The organism is Bradyrhizobium japonicum USDA 6 (genome assembly GCF_000284375.1).
GTDB classification, from domain to species: Bacteria; Pseudomonadota; Alphaproteobacteria; order Rhizobiales; family Xanthobacteraceae; genus Bradyrhizobium; species Bradyrhizobium japonicum.
The window spans coordinates 4463356-4482797 of the sequence record NC_017249.1; the positions used below are offsets into that span (position 1 = coordinate 4463356).

Consider the following 19442-nt stretch of genomic DNA (forward strand, 5'->3'; position numbering starts at 1 on the left):
GCCGCACGACGGAATTTCAAACAAGATTTCAAACGGTAAAGTGTCTTGAGACACGTTCACACCTGACGTACAGCGACATCAAACGGGATGGAAGAGTTTCGATGACAGGCGCAGACAAGCCCAATGTGGTCACGACGCGGTGGTGGTGGGTCCGTCATGCGCCGGTGCGCAATGACGGCGGCAACATCTACGGCCAGAGCGATCTCGCCTGCGACACCAGCGACACCTACGTCTTCAATGCTGTTGCCAAGGTGCTGCCACGCAAGGCGGTCTGGTATTCGAGCAATCTGATGCGTACCCACCAGACCGCGGAAGCGATCTGGGCGGCCGGTTACCCGAAGCCTGCGTCGATGAAATGGGAAGCGGATCTCGCCGAGCAGAATCTCGGCCGCTGGCAAGGCATGAACCGCGCCCAGTTCATCGCCAGCCGCCCCGTCGGCTCGAGCTGGTTCGCCGACGTCAACGAGCCCGCGCCCGGCGGCGAAAGCTTTATGGATCTCTATAACCGCACGCGCCGTACCGTTGAGCGGATCAACAACGAGGCGGCCGGGCAGGACGTGATCGCGGTCGCGCATGGCGGCACCATCAAGGCGGCGATCGGCCTCGCGCTCGACGGCCAGGTGGAGCGGGCGCTGTCGTTCGACATCGACAATGTGTCGATCACGCGGCTCGATTATTTCTCGAGCTCCGAGCGCTCGGTCTGGCGGCTGCCGATGGTGAACCAGCAGCCGTGGATCGCCGACGATGCGCATGCGGAGATGCATCAGCTGGCGGGGCCGGAAGTCAAGAAGCTCGCCTGACGCCCAAGCTACCTAAGTTATTGTCCGCGAGCGCGGACGCGGCGTAAGCTTCAAGCCAATCAAAACGCACTCTGGGAGAGAAACATGACCTTGTTCGACATGAAGGGGAAAGTCGCCGTCATCACGGGATCGACGCGCGGCATCGGGCTCGCGATCGCCGAGCGCATGGCCGAGCACGGCGCCAAGGTCGTGATCTCCTCGCGCAAGGCCGACGTCTGCGACCAGGTTGCGAAGGGCATCAACGACAAGTTCGGCAAGGGCACGGCGGTCGCGATCGCCGCCAACATCTCGTCGAAGGAAAATCTGCAAAATCTCATCGACGAGAGCAACCGCGCCTTCGGCAAGATCGACGTGCTGGTCTGCAACGCGGCGTCGAACCCGTATTACGGTCCGCTCGCGGGCATTTCCGACGATCAGTTCCGGAAGATCCTCGACAACAACATCGTCGCCAACAACTGGCTGATCTCGATGGTGGTGCCGCAGATGATCGAGCGCAAGGACGGCTCGATCATCATCGTCTCCTCGATCGGCGGATTAAAGGGCTCGACCATCCTCGGCGCCTACGCGATTTCCAAGGCCGCCGACATGCAGCTCGCGCGCAACCTCGCCTGCGAGTACGGCAAGCACAATATCCGCGTGAACTGCATCGCGCCCGGCCTGATCAAGACCGATTTTGCCAAGGCACTGTGGGACAATCCGGAGAATTTGAAGGCCTCGACCTCGCGTTCGCCGCTGCTGCGCATCGGCATCCCCGACGAGATCGCCGGCGCCGCCGTGTTCCTGGGATCGAAGGCCGGCGACTTCATGACCGGCCAGACCATGGTGATCGACGGCGGCGCGACGATTAGTTGACGCGGTAGAGCGTCATCCCGGGGCGCGCTTAGCGCGAACCCGGGATGACGAGATTCCGGATGCGGTCCTGCGGACCGCTCCGGAATGACCCTTCGGGTCAATCCACCGCTGCGTAAACCAGATCCCGCACCAGCGTTCGTGTAAAATCGCGCTGTCCCGGGCCCTGGCTCATGAACACCGTAAACAGATCCTCCTTCGGGTCGATCCAGAAGAACGTCCCCGCAATACCGCTCCAGAAATACTGGCCGACGCTGCCGGGGAACGGCGCGATGCCGGCCTCGCGGCGCACGGCGAAGCCGAGGCCGAAGCCGTGGCCCGGCGACAGCAGTGTGCCGTTGGTCACAACGTGCGGTCCGAGGTGATCGGATGCCATCAGCTCCAGCGTCTTGCGGCCGACGATCCTGTTGCCGTCGAGCGTGCCGCCGTTGCGCAGCATCAGCGCGAAGCGGGCGTAGTCCATCGTGGTCGAGACCAGGCCGCCGCCGCCGGACTCCATCACTGGCTGCTCGAGCATGTTGAACAGCGCGACCTTGTCGCCGGTCCAGGGATCGGCTTCGAACGGCTGAGCGAGCCGGCCGGCATTGGCTTCGCTGGTGGAGAAGGCGGTTTCAGTCATCTGCAACGGCGCGAGGATGCGCTCGGTGAGGAACGCGCCGAGCGACTTGCCGCTGATGACCTCGATGATGCGGCCGAGGATGTCGGTGGAGCGGCTGTAGTTGAACTCGTCGCCGGGATGGCAGACCAGCGGGAAGCTTGCCACCAGCGCGGCATGCTCGGCATTGGTGATCTTGCGGCTGCGGACGCGGGACTCCTGGTAGAGCTTGTGCACGGGGCCGTCGCCCTGGTGCTCATAAGTGAGACCAGAGGTGTGGCGGAGCAGGTCCTGCACCATCATCGGCCGCTTCGGCGGAACCAGTTCCAGCTTGCCGCCGCTGACCACGCCGACCTTCTGGTTGGCGAACTCCGGAATGAACTTGGCGACGGGGTCGGCGAGCAGGAGGTGGCCATCCTCGACTAGCGCCATGATGCCGACCGAGACGATCGGCTTGGTCATCGAGAATATCCGGAAGATCGAATCAAGCGCCATCGGCGCGGCCCCCATCGGGCTCTGCTTGCCGAGCGCCTCGAACCAGCCGACCTGGCCGCGCCGGGCCACCAGCACGGTCACCCCGGGGATGGTTCCCTTGTCGATCTCGCGCTTGAAGCCGTCCGACATCGCCTGGAGGCGAGGGCGCGACAGACCCAGCGTTTCCGGCCTGGCCTCGGGCAAAAGCGGGGTTTTCGGCGCGGTGGAGGCTTGGGCGGCGGCTGTGGCAGTCATGTTCACTCCCGGGGGCACATTACTATCGGGAATGAAGTCTGGCCCAAAAGGCGCGGCACAAACAAGCGAAGCCAGCGCGCTTCACCCTTGCAATCCAGCCGTCCCCTGTGCTTGAAAGCGCCCCTGATCCGCGTGGCGACGCGAGGGTCCGTAGGAGTGTAGCTCAATTGGTAGAGCACCGGTCTCCAAAACCGGGGGTCGCAGGTTCGAGCCCTGCCACTCCTGCCAGCTAATCCCACACGATCAGGATCGACAGGCAGGACAGCGGCGGGCCGACAAGCTCGGACCGTGGATCATGCGGACCGGGTAAGCCCTTGATCCGGATCGGGTCCGCTGGCCACGGCCGGGCGTGTCCCGGGCAGCCCACACCTTGACCTTTGGCCTCATCCGCAGTATCTACCCCGCACTCGCAGCCGGCCCGTTAAACGCGGATTTCCGGCGCGGCTTTGAAATCCCCGAACAATCGAGCCCGGTTTCCCGGCTCATCCTTCGAGACAGAGGGCTGGGCCAACGGCGGCTGTTCGGATCCCTGAAATTCATTCGCGTCTGTCGACGGACGTTGGACATCAAACGATGGCAGTCAGCCCGTTCAAGTTCTTGCAGGAAGTGCGCTCGGAGACCGCCAAGGTCACCTGGCCGACCCGTCGTGAGACCACGATCACCACCATCATGGTGTTCGTGATGGTCGCCGTGGCCTCGATCTTCTTCTTTGCCGCCGACCAGATCATCCGTTACCTCATCACCTTCCTTTTGGGCATTCACTGATGGCAACAGCAGCCGCTGCAACCCAATCGTCCGACAAGCGCTGGTACATCGTCCACGCCTACTCGAACTTCGAGAAGAAGGTCGCCGAATCGATCCGCGAGCAGGCCAAGCAGCGCGGGCTCGAGGAGCTGTTTGAGCTGGTGCTGGTTCCGACCGAGAAGGTCACGGAAGTGCGCCGCGGCCGCAAGATCGACGCCGAGCGCAAGTTCTTCCCGGGCTACGTGCTGGTGAAGATGAAGCTGACCGACGAGGCGTTTCATCTGATCAAGAACACCCCGAAGGTCACGGGCTTCCTCGGCGCCGAGAACAAGCCGATGCCGATCTCGGAAGCCGAGGCCATGCGCATCCTGCACCAGGTGCAGGAGGGCGTGGAACGGCCGAAGGCGTCGGTGTCGTTCGAAATCGGCGAGAACGTGCGCGTGGCCGATGGCCCGTTCGCCTCGTTCTCGGGTGTGGTCGAGGAAATCGACGAGGCGCGCTCGCGCGTGAAGGTCGCGGTGTCGATCTTCGGTCGCGCCACGCCGGTCGAGCTGGAATTCGGTCAGGTCGAGAAGGTCTGATCGATTGAGGCGTGAGGCTTCGGTCTCACGCTAGCAAGAGGCCGTGGGAGGGAGAGGGCGGTTGCCAGCCGCATCCGACCCAGACCACGAACCTGAAACCGCCGGCCTGGCCGGCACAACAGGAGTGATACATGGCAAAGAAAGTGACCGGATACCTGAAGCTTCAGGTCCCGGCCGGTGCGGCGAATCCTTCGCCCCCGATCGGTCCCGCGCTTGGTCAGCGCGGTCTCAACATCATGGAGTTCTGCAAGGCGTTCAACGCCCAGACCCAGAAGGAAGAGAAGAACACCCCGATTCCCGTCGTGATCACGATCTACGCTGATCGTTCGTTCACGTTCGAGATGAAGACGCCCCCGATGTCCTTCTTCCTCAAGCAGGCCGCCAAGATCCAGTCCGGCTCGAAGGCGCCGGGCCGCGACAAGGCCGGCAAGGTGACCAAGGCGCAGGTGCGCGAGATCGCCGAGAAGAAGATGAAGGATCTCAATTGCGATTCCATCGAGTCGGCCATGAAGATGGTCGAGGGCTCTGCCCGTTCGATGGGTCTGGAAGTGGCGGGGTAAGCGGTCATGGCAATCGGAAAGCGTTTGAACAAAGCCCGCGAAGGTGTTGACCGCGAAAAGCTTTACCCGCTCGCGGACGCCATCAAGATGGTCAAGGAACGCGCCAAGGCGAAGTTCGACGAGACCATCGAGGTCGCGATCAATCTCGGCGTCGATCCACGTCACGCCGACCAGATGGTCCGCGGCGTCGTGACCCTGCCGAACGGCACCGGCCGTACGCTCCGCGTCGGCGTGTTCGCCCGCGGCGCCAAGGCCGATGAGGCCAAGGCTGCGGGTGCCGACGTCGTCGGCGCCGAAGACCTGGTCGAGAAGGTGCAGAACGGTTCGATCGATTTCGACCGCTGCATCGCCACCCCCGACATGATGCCGCTGGTCGGCCGTCTCGGTAAGGTGCTCGGCCCGCGCGGCCTGATGCCGAACCCGAAGATCGGCACCGTGACCATGGACGTCACCGGTGCGGTGAAGGGTGCCAAGGGCGGCTCGGTCGAGTTCCGCGTCGAGAAGGCCGGCATCTTGCAGGCCGGCGTCGGCAAGGCCTCGTTCTCCGAGGAGAAGCTGGTCGAGAACATCAAGGCCCTGGCCGATGCTGTCTCGAAGGCGAAGCCGGCTGGCTCCAAGGGCACCTACATCCAGCGCGTTGCGGTGTCCTCGACGATGGGCCCCGGCGTGAAGGTCGAGCCGGGCACCATTCTCGGTTAAGGCTTGCCTCGGCCGAGGTTTGGAAATTGCATGAGGCGAGGGGCGGAATTGGGCAACCGATTCCGCCCCTCGTCGTTTGTGGCGTTCATCGGAAGCAAGAACCGGGAAACAAGAAAAAATGGCTGACAAGGTCCTGATCTACTCGCGCTTCCCGAAGACGATGATGGCGCGTTTCGCCGAGCGGTTCGAGCTGCTCGACACCGGCGGCAAGCCGGCGCGCGAGGTGTTTTCGGCCGATGAGCTCGTCGGCATCCGCGCGATGCTCACCGCCGGCGGCTCGCCGCTCGGGGCGGAGGCGATGGACCTGTTCCCAAAACTCGGCGCCATCGTCTGCTACGGCACCGGCTATGACGGCGTCGACCTGAAGGCTGCCGCCGCCCGCAACATCGCGGTCGGCCACAGCCCGGGCGCCAATGCGGCTTCGGTCGCCGACATCGCGATGACCCTGATGCTGGCGACAACGCGGCGGATCCTGGTCGCCGACCAATATGTCCGCAGCGGCGATTGGGCGGCGTCAAAGCAGTCGCCGATGATGCGGCCGCAGGCCGGCATGCCCGGCCGCCGTATCGGCGTCTACGGCATGGGCGAGATCGGCCGCAAGATCGCGGCCCGCTGCGCCGCCTTCGAGAGCGAGGTCGGCTATTTCAGCCGCAGCAAATACGATCTGCCCTATCAATATTTCCCGACGCTGGAGGCGCTGGCCGACTGGTGCAGCGTGCTGATGATCGCGGTCCGGGCAGGGGCCGAGACCCAGCACGTCGTCGACGCCGATATCCTCGGGCGACTCGGGGAGCACGGCTATGTCGTCAACATCTCCCGCGGCTCGGTGATCGACGAGAAGGCCCTGGTGGCGGCCCTGACCGACAGGACCATCGCCGGCGCCGGCCTCGACGTCTTCGAAAAGGAACCGCACGCCCCCGATGCGCTGACGGCGCTCCCCAATGTCGTGTTCGCCCCGCATATCGGCGGCCACACCCTCGAATCGCACGTCGCCATGCAGAACTGCGTGCTGGCGAACCTGACGGCGTTCTTCGCGGGCAAGCCGCTGCCACATGGGGTCAAATCGGCCTGAATCGGCCCTTGTCGGCCCGCCTCAAGCCCGGCCGGCAACGGATTGGAACTGGTGTGAATTTTGCTCTTGGCAAGCGGGCTCCGAGCGGTTAAAGAACCGCTTCCGGACGTGCCGGCCTCGGCTGGCGCGTTCGTGCACGCATTCCGAAAACCCGACAAGACAGGAGATCATTCCTTTTCAGGACGTCCGTGAGGATTTGCCCGAAAAGGAAGGAAAACCCGTCGGTTGGTGGGGTGCGGGCAGGGGTCGGGCGGTTCGCCGGCTGACCTTGTCCTGTCCAAGACTGCAGGCGCCCACGGGAAATTTCGATTTCTCAACGGCTTAATCGCATGGCCTGCATAGACGGGTGAAGACCGGATTTCACTTCGCGCCCAGCTTTAGCGGCTGGCTTGCGAAACGGGTCTGGTTCGGACCTCGACACGCCGTGGGCCTTAAGGGCTCCCGGAGGGCAGGCTTTAAATTGTCGTCTCGCCCGGCGCGTGTCCCAGGGGTTTTGGCCCCGAGGTTCAGGTTTTGGGTGGGACGATGGGTGCAACCCGGCGGTCCCTCTTCTCGCGATGACCGCCAACCGGAAAGAGCTTGCTGTGGAACGAGCGGCAAAAAAGGAAGCGGTCGAACAGCTCAATGGGGTCTTCAAGACCACGAGCGTCGCGGTCGTTGCTCAATATTCCGGCCTGACCGTTGCCCAGATGCAGAAGCTGCGTATGCAGATGAAGCAGGCTGGCGCCTCGGTGAAGGTCTCGAAGAACCGTCTCGCCAAAATTGCTCTTGAAGGCACTGACGTCGTTGCCATCGGTCCCATGCTGAAGGGACCGACCGTGATCGCCACTTCGAACGATCCGGTAGCGGCGCCGAAGGTCGCCATCGAATTCGCCAAGGCGAACGAAAAGTTCGTCATCATCGGCGGCTCGATGGGGAAGACCGTCCTGAATGTCGACGGCGTGAAGGCGCTTGCCTCGCTGCCGTCGCTTGATGAACTGCGCGGCAAGATCGTCGGCCTGCTTGTGGCCCCGGCGACCAAGCTCGCTCAGCTCGCCAATGCGCCCGCGGGCAAGCTCGCGCGCGTCATCCAGGCTCATGCCTCAAAGGGCGAAGCGGCCTGACGCCCTTCGCAAAACTCAAACCCGAACCAGACTTACACTCAAGGAAACTGAACAATGGCTGACTTGCAGAAGATCGTTGACGACCTCTCGAGCCTCACCGTGCTCGAAGCTGCCGAACTCGCGAAGCTCCTCGAAGAGAAGTGGGGCGTTTCGGCTGCCGCGGCTGTCGCCGTGGCTGGCCCGGCTGGTGGTGGCGCTGCCGCCGCTCCGGCGGAAGAGAAGACCGAGTTCACGGTCGTTCTCGCCTCCGCCGGCGATAAGAAGATCGAGGTCATCAAGGAAGTCCGCGCCATCACCGGCCTGGGCCTGAAGGAAGCAAAGGACCTCGTCGAGGGCGCGCCGAAGCCGGTCAAGGAAGGCGTGAACAAGGACGAAGCCGAGAAGATCAAGGTCCAGCTCGAGAAGGCTGGCGCGAAGGTCGAACTCAAGTAAGCAACGCTTACTGGCGCGAGATCCCGGGGCGAGCATCAGCGAGACCGGGGTCTCGGTCCATCCTCAAAGGGGTGGGCAATATGCAAAAGGCGTGCGACGGAACGTCCCGACGCAGGCCGAACACGAAAAAGTGTGGGGATTTGAGGGTTTACCCCTCGAATCTCCACTATTGTCGCCCCATATCGGTTCGACAGCACGAAAGCACGGTGGGCAGGGATGCCGGATTCCCTGTAAGCCGTTGGGAGAGCAGGCTATTTCGGGCTTTTGCAGTCCGTGAAGACGATCGTTGAGACGGGCGGGCGCGCACCAGCGCCCCGCGCGTCGTTTTGCGTTTTGAAGGTCTGAAGAACAGATTCAGGACATTCCCGCCTGAACTGAGTCTCCGGCCCCCAAAGCGGGTTCGAAAAATTCAACCCGGGGAGCGGCGGCAGCTGCGTTCCGGACGGCGCGCCCAGAGCGGGCGACGAAAATGAGAGGCCACGATGGCGCAGCAGACATTCACCGGTCGCAAACGCGTTCGCAAGTTCTTCGGACACATCAAGGAAGTTGCCGAGATGCCGAACCTCATCGAGGTTCAGAAGGCGTCCTATGACCAGTTCCTGATGGTCGACGAACCCGCGGGCGGGCGTCTCGACGAGGGCCTGCAGGCGGTGTTCCGCTCGGTGTTCCCGATCTCCGACTTCTCGGGCACCTCGATGCTGGAATTCGTCCGCTACGAATTCGAGCAGCCGAAATACGACGTCGACGAGTGCCGCCAGCGCGGCATGACCTTCGCGGCACCGCTCAAGGTGACGCTGCGCCTCATCGTGTTCGATATCGACGAGGAAACCGGCGCGAAGTCGGTGAAGGACATCAAGGAGCAGGACGTCTACATGGGCGACATCCCGCTCATGACGATGAACGGCACCTTCATCGTCAACGGCACCGAGCGCGTCATCGTCTCGCAGATGCACCGTTCGCCTGGCGTGTTCTTCGATCACGACAAGGGCAAGACCCATTCGTCGGGCAAGCTGCTGTTCGCCGCCCGCGTCATCCCGTATCGCGGCTCCTGGCTCGACATCGAGTTCGACGCCAAGGACATCGTCTATGCGCGTATCGACCGCCGCCGCAAGATTCCGGTAACGTCGCTGATGTTCGCGCTCGGCCTCGACGGCGAGGCGATCCTGTCCACGTTCTACAAGAAGATTCTCTACAAGCGGACCAAGGAAGGCTGGCGCGTTCCGTTCGACGCCAACCGTTTCCGCGGCTACTCGACCATCAACGACCTGATCGACGCCGACACCGGCAAGGTCGTGCTCGAGGCCGGCAAGAAGCTCACCGTGCGCGGTGCGCGTCAGATGCAGGAGAAGGGCCTGAAGGCGCTGCGGCTGTCCGATGAGGAACTCGTCGGCAACTATCTCGCCGAGGACCTCGTCAACCCGAAGACGGGCGAGATCCACGCGGAGGCCGGTGAAGAGATCACCGACAAGTCGATGAAGGCCCTCAACGAGCAGGGCTACAAGGAGCTGCCGCTGCTCGACATCGACCACGTCAATGTCGGCGCCTACATCCGCAACACGCTCTCGGCCGACAAGAACATGACGCGCGAGGACGCGCTGTTCGACATCTACCGCGTGATGCGTCCGGGCGAGCCGCCGACGCTGGATTCGGCGCAGGCGATGTTCCAGTCGCTGTTCTTCGACGCCGAGCGCTACGACCTGTCCGCGGTCGGCCGCGTCAAGATGAACATGCGCCTCGACCTCGATGCGCCCGACACCCAGCGTACGCTGCGCAAGGAAGACATCCTCTCCGTCATCAAGACGCTGGTGGATTTGCGCGACGGCAAGGGCGAGATCGACGACATCGACCATCTCGGCAACCGCCGTGTGCGCTCGGTCGGCGAGCTCATGGAGAACCAGTACCGCATCGGTCTGCTGCGCATGGAGCGCGCGATCAAGGAGCGCATGTCCTCGGTCGACATCGACACGGTCATGCCGCAGGACCTGATCAACGCGAAGCCGGCGGCTGCCGCCGTGCGCGAGTTCTTCGGCTCCTCGCAGCTCTCGCAGTTCATGGACCAGACCAACCCGCTGTCGGAGATCACCCACAAGCGCCGCCTCTCGGCGCTTGGACCGGGCGGTCTGACCCGCGAGCGCGCCGGCTTCGAGGTGCGCGACGTGCATCCGACGCATTACGGCCGTATCTGCCCGATCGAGACGCCGGAAGGTCCGAACATCGGCCTGATCAACTCGCTCGCGACCTTCGCGCGCGTGAACAAGTACGGCTTCGTCGAGACGCCGTACCGCAAGGTCAAGGACGGTCGCGTCACCGACGAGGTCGTGTACCTCTCGGCGATGGAAGAGGGCCGCTACACGGTCGCGCAGGCCAACGTGCCGCTCGACCCGAAGGGCCGCTTCACCGAAGATCTCGTGGTCTGCCGTCACGCCGGCGAAGTCTTGCCGGTGACGCCGGACAAGGTCGACTACATGGACGTGTCGCCGAAGCAGCTCGTTTCGGTCGCCGCGGCGCTGATTCCGTTCCTCGAGAACGACGACGCCAACCGCGCGCTGATGGGCTCGAACATGCAGCGCCAGGCCGTGCCGCTGGTTCGCGCCGAGGCGCCGTTCGTCGGCACCGGCATGGAAGGCGTGGTTGCGCGTGACTCGGGTGCCGCGATCGCGGCGCGCCGTTCGGGCGTGATCGACCAGATCGACGCGACCCGCGTCGTCATCCGCGCCACGGAAGATCTCGATCCGACCAAGTCGGGCGTCGATATCTACCGCCTGATGAAGTACCAGCGCTCCAACCAGTCGACCTGCATCAACCAGCGTCCGCTGGTGAAGGTCGGCGACATCGTCAAGAAGGGCGACATCATCGCCGACGGTCCGTCGACCGATCTCGGCGAGCTCGCGCTCGGCCGCAACGTGCTGGTCGCGTTCATGCCGTGGAACGGCTACAACTTCGAAGACTCGATCCTGCTCTCCGAGCGGATCGTGAAGGAAGACGTCTTCACCTCGATACACATCGAGGAGTTCGAGGTGATGGCCCGCGACACCAAGCTCGGCCCTGAGGAAATCACCCGCGACATTCCGAACGTCTCGGAAGAAGCGCTGAAGAACCTCGACGAAGCCGGTATCGTCTACATCGGCGCGGAAGTGCGCGCCGGCGACATCCTGGTCGGCAAGATCACGCCGAAGGGCGAAAGCCCGATGACGCCGGAAGAAAAGCTTCTGCGCGCCATCTTCGGCGAAAAGGCCTCCGACGTTCGCGACACCTCGCTGCGCGTTCCTCCGGGCGTGCAGGGCACGATCGTGGAAGTGCGCGTGTTCAACCGTCACGGCGTCGACAAGGACGAGCGTGCGCTGGCGATCGAGCGGGAAGAGATCGAGCGACTGGCCAAGGACCGCGACGACGAGCAGGCGATCCTGGACCGCAACGTCTACAACCGTCTTGCCGAGCTCCTCGAGGGACGGCAGGGCATTGCGGGCCCGAAGGGCTTCAAGAAGGACACCAAGATCACCCGTGCGGTGCTCGAGGAGTACCCGAAGTCGCAGTGGTGGCTGTTCGCTTCGCCGAACGACAAGCTGATGGCCGAGATCGAGGCCATGCGGAAGCAGTACGACGAGTCGAAGAAGGGGCTGGAACAGCGCTTCCTCGACAAGGTCGAGAAGCTTCAGCGCGGTGACGAATTGCCACCCGGCGTGATGAAGATGGTCAAGGTCTTCGTCGCGGTGAAGCGCAAGATTCAACCCGGCGACAAGATGGCCGGCCGTCACGGCAACAAGGGCGTGGTGTCGAAGATCGTGCCGATCGAGGACATGCCGTTCCTCGAAGACGGTACGCATGCCGACATCGTGCTCAATCCGCTCGGCGTGCCCTCGCGCATGAACGTCGGACAGATCCTCGAGACCCATCTCGGCTGGGCCTGCGCCGGCCTCGGCAAGCGTATCGGCCAGACGGTCGATGCCTACCTGTCGAAGCAGGACATCAAGCCGCTGAAGGAAACCTTGAAGAAGGTCTACGGCGAGGACGAGACGATCAAGACGCTCAACGACAACGAGTTGATCGAGCTCGGTCACAATCTGAGCCGCGGCGTGCCGATCGCGACGCCGGTGTTCGACGGCGCCAAGGAAGCCGACATCGAGGAGATGCTGAAGCTTGCCGGTCTCGACGCTTCGGGTCAGTCGACCGTCTATGACGGCCGTACCGGCGATGCCTTCGATCGCAAGGTGACGGTGGGCTACATCTACATGCTCAAGCTGCACCATCTCGTGGACGACAAGATCCACGCGCGTTCGATCGGTCCGTACTCGCTCGTCACCCAGCAGCCGCTGGGCGGCAAGGCGCAGTTCGGTGGCCAGCGCTTCGGCGAAATGGAGGTGTGGGCGCTCGAGGCTTACGGCGCGGCGTACACGCTCCAGGAGATGCTCACGGTGAAGTCGGACGACGTCGCCGGCCGTACCAAGGTGTACGAGGCCATCGTCCGCGGCGACGACACGTTCGAGGCCGGTATTCCGGAATCGTTCAACGTGCTGGTCAAGGAAATGCGCTCGCTCGGCCTCAACGTCGACCTGCACAACTCCAAGGTGGGACCGGCGCCGACGTCGGAAGCAGCCGAGTAATACGACCTTTCATGCCCGGCCTTCACGGCCGGGCATCGGCGCCCCTCCCGAGGCCTTGAGGGCAGGGCGCCCCGATTGAGTGATTTTCGAATTTGCGGCCGTAGGCGACCGGCCCGCGAGGAGAAGACGATGAACCAAGAAATTATGAATCTCTTCAACCCGACGACTCCGGCTCAGGTCTTCGACCAGATCCGGATTTCGATCGCGTCTCCTGAGAAGATTCTGTCCTGGTCCTACGGCGAGATCAAGAAGCCGGAGACCATCAACTACCGTACCTTCAAGCCCGAGCGCGACGGCCTGTTCTGCGCCCGCATCTTCGGGCCGATCAAGGATTACGAGTGCTTGTGCGGCAAGTACAAGCGCATGAAGTACAAGGGCATCATCTGCGAGAAGTGCTCGGTCGAGGTCACGCTGTCGCGCGTCCGGCGCGAGCGCATGGGCCATATCGAGCTCGCAGCCCCCGTCGCCCACATCTGGTTCCTGAAGTCGCTGCCCTCGCGCATCGGCCTTCTGCTGGACATGACGCTGAAGGATCTCGAGCGGATCCTCTACTTCGAATATTACGTCGTGCTCGAGCCGGGTCTCACCGCGCTGAAGGACCGTCAGCTGCTGTCGGAAGACGAGTATCTGAAGGCGCAGGACGAGTACGGCCAGGATTCCTTCACCGCCATGATTGGCGCGGAAGCGATCCGCGAGTTGCTCAAGGGCATGGACCTCGAGAAGCTCGAGGCCTCCTTGCGCATCGAGATGCAGGAGACCGACTCCGACATCAAGCACAAGAAGCTCGCCAAGCGCCTGAAGATCGTTGAAGCGTTCCGCCACTCCGGCAACAAGCCGGAATGGATGATCATGACGGTGGTTCCGGTGATCCCGCCGGACCTGCGTCCGCTGGTGCCGCTGGACGGCGGCCGCTTCGCGACCTCGGACCTTAACGACCTCTACCGTCGCGTCATCAACCGCAACAACCGCTTGAAGCGGCTGATGGAGCTGCGCGCGCCGGACATCATCATCCGCAACGAGAAGCGCATGCTTCAGGAAGCGGTCGATGCTCTGTTCGACAACGGCCGCCGCGGCCGCGTCATCACGGGTGCCAACAAGCGTCCGCTGAAGTCGCTCGCCGACATGCTCAAGGGCAAGCAGGGCCGCTTCCGTCAGAACCTGCTCGGCAAGCGCGTCGACTATTCGGGCCGTTCGGTGATCGTGGTTGGTCCCGAGCTGCGCCTGCATCAGTGCGGCCTGCCGAAGAAGATGGCGCTCGAGCTGTTCAAGCCGTTCATCTACTCGCGGCTTGATGCCAAGGGCCTGTCCACCACCGTGAAGCAGGCGAAGAAGCTGGTCGAGAAGGAGCGGCCCGAGGTCTGGGACATCCTGGACGAGGTCATCCGCGAGCATCCGGTGCTGCTCAACCGCGCACCGACGCTGCATCGTCTCGGCATTCAGGCGTTCGAGCCCGTGCTGATCGAGGGCAAGGCGATCCAGCTGCATCCGCTGGTCTGCGCCGCGTTCAACGCCGACTTCGACGGCGATCAGATGGCCGTGCACGTTCCGCTGTCGCTCGAAGCGCAGCTGGAAGCGCGCGTCCTGATGATGTCGACCAACAACATCCTGCATCCGGCGAACGGCCAGCCGATCATCGTGCCGTCGCAGGACATCGTGCTCGGTCTCTACTACGTCTCGATCATGCGCGAAGGTCTGCCCGGCGAGGGCAAGATCTTCGGCGACATGGCCGAGCTCGAGCACGCGCTGCACGCGAAGGTCATCCACCTCCACACCAAGATCAAGTATCGGTGGCAGGGCATGGACGAGACCGGCAAGGTCTCGACGCGCTGGATCGAGACCACCGCGGGTCGCGTCATGCTCGGCAATCTGCTGCCGAAGAACCCGCGGATTTCGTACGAGATCATCAACAAGCTGATGACCAAGCGCGAAATCTCGGGCGTGATCGACCAGGTCTACCGTCACTGCGGCCAGAAGGAGACTGTGATCTTCTGCGACCGCATCATGGCGCTCGGCTTCTACAACGCGTTCAAGGCCGGCATCTCGTTCGGCAAGGACGACATGGTCGTGCCGAACTCCAAGTGGAAGATCGTCGACACCACCCGTACGCTGGCGAAGGATTTCGAGCAGCAGTACAACGACGGTCTGATCACCCACGGCGAGAAGTACAACAAGGTCGTCGACGCCTGGTCGAAGGCCACGGAAGAAATCGCCAAGGCGATGATGAAGGAGATCTCCTCGACCAAGAAGACGGCGAGCGGGGCGGATGCCGACATCAACTCGATCTACATGATGGCTCACTCCGGTGCCCGCGGTTCGCCGGCCCAGATGCGCCAGCTCGCCGGCATGCGCGGCCTGATGGCCAAGCCGTCGGGTGAGATCATCGAGACGCCGATCATCTCGAACTTCAAGGAAGGCCTCTCGGTGCTCGAGTACTTCAACTCGACCCACGGCGCCCGTAAGGGTCTCGCGGACACCGCGTTGAAAACCGCGAACTCGGGCTACCTGACCCGTCGTCTCGTCGACGTGGCGCAGGACTGCATCATCACGCAGAACGACTGCGGCACCAAGCTCGGCATCAAGATGCGCGCCATCGTCGATGCCGGCACCGTGGTTGCCTCGCTCGGCTCGCGCATCCTTGGCCGCACGGCCTGCGAAGACGTGCGTGACAGCTCGGGCAAGGTGATCATCAAGCGCGGTACGCTGATGGAAGAGAGCCATCTGGACGCCATCCACCAGGGTGGTGTGCAGGAGGTGAAGATCCGCTCGGCCCTGACCTGCGAGCTCGTCAACGGCATCTGCGGCATGTGCTACGGCCGCGATCTCGCCCGCGGCACGCCGGTCAACCACGGTGAAGCCGTCGGCGTCATCGCGGCGCAGTCGATCGGCGAGCCCGGCACCCAGCTGACCATGCGCACCTTCCACATCGGTGGTGCGGCGCAGCTCAACGAGCAGTCGTTCGTCGAATCCAACTTCGACGGCAAGATCGTGATCCGGAACAAGGCCATCGCCCGCAACAGCGAAGGTCACCTGGTCGCGATGGTCCGCAACATGGTGGTGGCGATCGTCGATGCCGACGGCACCGAGCGTGCGACGCACCGTATCCAGTACGGCTCGCGCCTGCACGTCGACGAGGGCGACACCGTCAAGCGCGGCCAGCGCATCGTCGAGTGGGATCCTTACACCCGTCCGCTGCTCACCGAAGTCGAAGGTACCATCGGCTTCGAGGATCTGGTCGAGGGGCAGTCGATCTCGGAAACGCTCGACGAGGCCACCGGTATCGCCAAGCGCGTGGTCATCGACTGGCGCTCGACCCGCGGCGGCGCGGACCTGCGTCCGGCCATCGTGGTCAAGGGCAAGGACGGCAAGGTGCTCAAGCTCGCCCGTGGCGGCGATGCCCGCTACATGCTGTCGGTCGACGCCATTCTCTCGGTCGACGTCGGAGCGAAGGTCAATCCGGGCGACATTCTCGCCCGTGTCTCGACCGAAAGCGCCAAGACGCGTGACATCACCGGCGGTCTGCCGCGGGTGGCGGAACTGTTCGAGGCACGGCGTCCGAAGGATGCGGCGATCATCGCCGAAATCGCGGGCACCATCCGGTTCGGGCGCGACTACAAGAACAAGCGTCGCATCTCGATCGAGCCGATGGACAAGACCGACGAGGCACGCGAGTACCTGATCCCGAAGGGCAAGCACATCCACCTTCAGGACGGCGACGTCGTCGAAAAGGGCGACTTCATCGTGGAAGGCAACCCGGCGCCGCACGACATCCTGGCGGTCAAGGGCATCGAGGAGCTCGCGGCCTATCTGGTCAACGAGATCCAGGAGGTCTACCGGCTCCAGGGCGTGCTCATCAACGACAAGCACATCGAGGTGATTGTCCGTCAGATGCTCCAGAAGGTGGAAGTCACCGACCAGGGCGACACGGACATGATCTCCGGCGAGCAGGTCGACAAGATCGAGTTCGACGCGCTCAACGAGAAGGCGAAGGAAGAGGGCAAGAAGGTCGCTACGGGAACGCCGGTTCTGCTCGGCATCACCAAGGCGAGCCTTCAGACCCGCTCCTTCTTCTCGGCGGCCTCGTTCCAGGAGACCACCCGCGTCCTCACGGAAGCGGCGGTCAACGGCAAGGTCGATCCGCTCGAAGGCCTCAAGGAGAACGTCATCGTCGGCCGGCTGATCCCGGCGGGCACCGGCGCCTCCATGGCCAAGATCCGCGAAGTCGCGATGAAGCGCGACAAGCTGATCCTGGACGAGCGCGAGAAGCAGGCGGCCGTCGTGTCGCCCGCGCCGGAAGCGGAGCTTCCTGCGCTGCCTCCTGCGGAATAACCTTCATCCGTAGGAATACCGAGGACAATGAAAAGGCCGGCGCAAGCCGGCCTTTTTGCTGCTTTGTTTGCCTGTTGCGGTGCAGGATCAACCTTTGTTCATCTTTCCTTCAGGCGCAAAAGCGCTTCTGCTAAGGGAACTTAGACCGGTGGTCCCGTGACGGGGGCAGGGCCGGAGACCACGGGAACTCGATATGCTTGATCTCGCAATCGTAGGCGGCGGCCCCGGCGGGCTGATGAGCGCCTGGTACTTGAAGCGTAAGCTCGGCGACCTCTGCCGCATCACCATCTACGAGGCCTCCGACCGGCTCGGCGGCAAGATCGTCACGCGCAAATTCGATTCCGCGCCGGCGATGTACGAGGCCGGCGTTGCCGAGATCTACGACTACTCGATGACGGGTCCCGATCCGCTGCGCGAGCTGATCCAGCATTTCGGACTTCAGACCATTCCGATGGATGCCGAGCAGGTGCAGTTCGGCGGCGAGCTCCTCAACGACGTCGCAGGCATGCGCCGCAAATACGGCGCCAAGACTGCGGCGGCGATCGAGGCGTTCCGCACGCGCTGCGCCGAGGCGATGTCGCCGATCGAATATTACGAGGGCGTCGGCGCGCACGACAACGAGAATCCCTGGGCCTACAAGACCGCCGAGCAGGTGCTCGACGAGGAGGTCGAGGACGAAACCGCAAAGCGTTTCTTCAAGGTGATGGCGCGCTCCGACATCGCGACCGAAAGCCACAACACCAACGGGCTCAACGCGCTCAAGAACTACCTGATGGACGTCGACGGCTATATCGGCCTCTATTCCATCCAGAACGGCAACGAGCAGTTGATCGAGTGCCTGCAGTCGGAGGTCAACGCCGACATCCAGCTCAATCACCGCGTGCTCACCGTCGGCAAGGCGCCGGCCGGCCGCTACCAGCTCAAGATGATGAACGGCAAGGGGCCGGAGACGCGCGATTTCGACCTCGTGCTGGTCTGCCTGCCGCATTCGTGGCTCGCGACCATGGGCTGGGAAGGCGAGCAGCTCCGCAAGTCGATGGTCAAGCACGTCTCGTATTTCGATCGCCCCGCGCATTATCTGCGCGTCTCGATCCTGTTCGACACGCCGTTCTGGGGCGAGAAGATTTCCGGCGCCTGGTTCATGTCGGAAGCCTTTGGCGGCTGCTGCGTCTACAACGAGGGCGCGCGCCATGACGTCGGCAAGCACGGCGTGCTGAACTGGCTGATTCCCGGCTCCGACGCGCTGGCCTTCGCCAATCTGTCGGATCAGGAGCTGATCGACGCCGCACTGAAATCGCTGCCCGCCTCGCTCGGCGATGCGCGTTCGCATTTCGTGGAAGGCAAGATCCACCGCTGGCTGTCGTCGGTGAACGCCATCCCCGGCGGTCTGCCCGTGCGCGATGTCATGACCAATCACCGGCCGGAGCCGAAGGAGCATCCCGGCATCGTGGTGGTCGGCGATTATCTGTTCGACTCCACGCTGAACGGTCTGCTCGACTCCTCGGACGCGGCGACCGACATCATCCTGACCGAGATGATGCGCCTGCGCCGCGAGCGCGCACAGGAGGAGGGCGAGCCGGTCCCGGACAAGATCGACCGCGACTATTTCGAGAATTATCGCGGCCTTGGTCCCTATAGCGACGCCTGGCGCCACTTCACCGATCCCGATTATCTGGCCAAGCTGATCGGCATCGTCTGGGGCAAGGCCAAGGGCGCCAAGCTGCTGGTCGCGGGCTCGGCCAGCGGCGAATTGGTCGGCGCGCTGCGCGATCGCGGCATCGATGCCTTCGGCATCGAGAACAACCGCGCCATCCACGCGAGGACGCCGAAGGCGCTGAAGAAGTACAACAAGCTCGGCTCGATCACCGACATGCCATTCAAGGACGGCGCCTTCGACTTCGTGTTCGAGACCAGCCTCTGCCATGTTTCCCCGAAGCAGGTGGTCCGTGCGATCCGCGAGCTGAACCGCGTGGTCAAGACCGGCCTCGTGTTCGGCTCGATCACCTCGGACATGGCTTCGGTGGTGATCGACCGCTACGACCTGCTGCGCGGCGTCAAGAAGCTCGGCACCTGGTGGGAATGGTCCGAGCTGTTCTTCGGCAACGGCTTCGACCTGTCGATGCACCGCAAGGACTGCACCGATGCGCTCTGGGAGGCGACGCTTGCCGCGAACAAGGGCCCGGGCCAGTGGTACGCCGACGCCGACAGCCTGCGTTATTCCTTCTTCGACAAGGTCGAGGATGAGGACGACGACTAGAGACGGGATCGGACCGGCCTAGCCAATTGCTTTGCCGAATTCGTCATGATCGCATAGAATCGGTGCGATAGCGGTTGCCGCTATTTCCTGCTTT

General features: G+C 63.3%; 13 protein-coding genes and 1 tRNA gene. 13 read left to right on the forward strand and 1 reads right to left on the reverse strand.

Features of this window, described 5'->3' with window-relative positions:
• The first annotated feature begins 101 nt into the window (after window positions 1-101).
• Both BJ6T_RS20990 and BJ6T_RS20995 read left to right on the forward strand, forming a co-directional pair.
• Window positions 102-800: a histidine phosphatase family protein gene (locus BJ6T_RS20990; protein ID WP_014494483.1), complete on the forward strand. Its 699-nt coding sequence runs from the start codon at window positions 102-104 to the stop codon at window positions 798-800.
• A gap of 84 nt (window positions 801-884) precedes the next feature.
• Window positions 885-1652, forward strand: a complete 768-nt coding sequence (locus tag BJ6T_RS20995; protein WP_014494484.1) for an SDR family NAD(P)-dependent oxidoreductase — start codon at window positions 885-887, stop codon at window positions 1650-1652.
• A gap of 97 nt (window positions 1653-1749) precedes the next feature.
• Here BJ6T_RS20995 and BJ6T_RS21000 read toward each other — a convergent pair whose 3' ends face one another.
• Complete coding sequence (locus BJ6T_RS21000) at window positions 1750-2973, reverse strand: serine hydrolase domain-containing protein (protein ID WP_014494485.1); 1224 nt, start codon at window positions 2971-2973, stop codon at window positions 1750-1752.
• Between the two features lie 152 nt (window positions 2974-3125).
• Between BJ6T_RS21000 and BJ6T_RS21005 the strand changes: the two genes are divergently transcribed.
• The 11 genes from BJ6T_RS21005 (at window position 3126) to BJ6T_RS21055 (ending at window position 19348) form a co-directional block, all read left to right on the forward strand.
• Window positions 3126-3201 (forward strand) — tRNA-Trp (locus tag BJ6T_RS21005).
• Between the two features lie 345 nt (window positions 3202-3546).
• A complete protein-coding gene (gene secE / locus BJ6T_RS21010; protein ID WP_007611620.1) occupies window positions 3547-3738 on the forward strand; it encodes a preprotein translocase subunit SecE in 192 nt (63 codons plus the stop codon).
• Complete coding sequence (nusG, locus tag BJ6T_RS21015; RefSeq protein WP_014494486.1) at window positions 3738-4298, forward strand: transcription termination/antitermination protein NusG; 561 nt, start codon at window positions 3738-3740, stop codon at window positions 4296-4298. Before secE ends, nusG begins: the two co-directional genes overlap by 1 nt.
• 131 nt (window positions 4299-4429) lie before the next feature.
• Window positions 4430-4858, forward strand: coding sequence for a 50S ribosomal protein L11 (rplK, locus tag BJ6T_RS21020; RefSeq protein ID WP_006611824.1), 429 nt, complete (start codon window positions 4430-4432; stop codon window positions 4856-4858).
• Between the two features lie 6 nt (window positions 4859-4864).
• Window positions 4865-5557, forward strand: a complete 693-nt coding sequence (gene rplA / locus BJ6T_RS21025) for a 50S ribosomal protein L1 (protein ID WP_014494487.1) — start codon at window positions 4865-4867, stop codon at window positions 5555-5557.
• 118 nt (window positions 5558-5675) lie between these two features.
• Complete coding sequence (locus BJ6T_RS21030) at window positions 5676-6629, forward strand: 2-hydroxyacid dehydrogenase (RefSeq protein ID WP_014494488.1); 954 nt, start codon at window positions 5676-5678, stop codon at window positions 6627-6629.
• A gap of 584 nt (window positions 6630-7213) precedes the next feature.
• Window positions 7214-7732, forward strand: coding sequence for a 50S ribosomal protein L10 (rplJ, locus tag BJ6T_RS21035; protein ID WP_014494489.1), 519 nt, complete (start codon window positions 7214-7216; stop codon window positions 7730-7732).
• Between the two features lie 54 nt (window positions 7733-7786).
• Window positions 7787-8164, forward strand: coding sequence for a 50S ribosomal protein L7/L12 (rplL, locus tag BJ6T_RS21040; protein WP_008136432.1), 378 nt, complete (start codon window positions 7787-7789; stop codon window positions 8162-8164).
• Between the two features lie 482 nt (window positions 8165-8646).
• Window positions 8647-12765, forward strand: a complete 4119-nt coding sequence (gene rpoB, locus BJ6T_RS21045; RefSeq protein WP_014494490.1) for a DNA-directed RNA polymerase subunit beta — start codon at window positions 8647-8649, stop codon at window positions 12763-12765.
• Window positions 12766-12894: 129 nt separating this feature from the next.
• Window positions 12895-17091, forward strand: coding sequence for a DNA-directed RNA polymerase subunit beta' (rpoC, locus tag BJ6T_RS21050; protein WP_014494491.1), 4197 nt, complete (start codon window positions 12895-12897; stop codon window positions 17089-17091).
• Window positions 17092-17284: 193 nt separating this feature from the next.
• A complete protein-coding gene (locus BJ6T_RS21055) occupies window positions 17285-19348 on the forward strand; it encodes an FAD-dependent oxidoreductase (RefSeq protein WP_014494492.1) in 2064 nt (687 codons plus the stop codon).
• The last annotated feature ends 94 nt before the right edge of the window (window positions 19349-19442 follow it).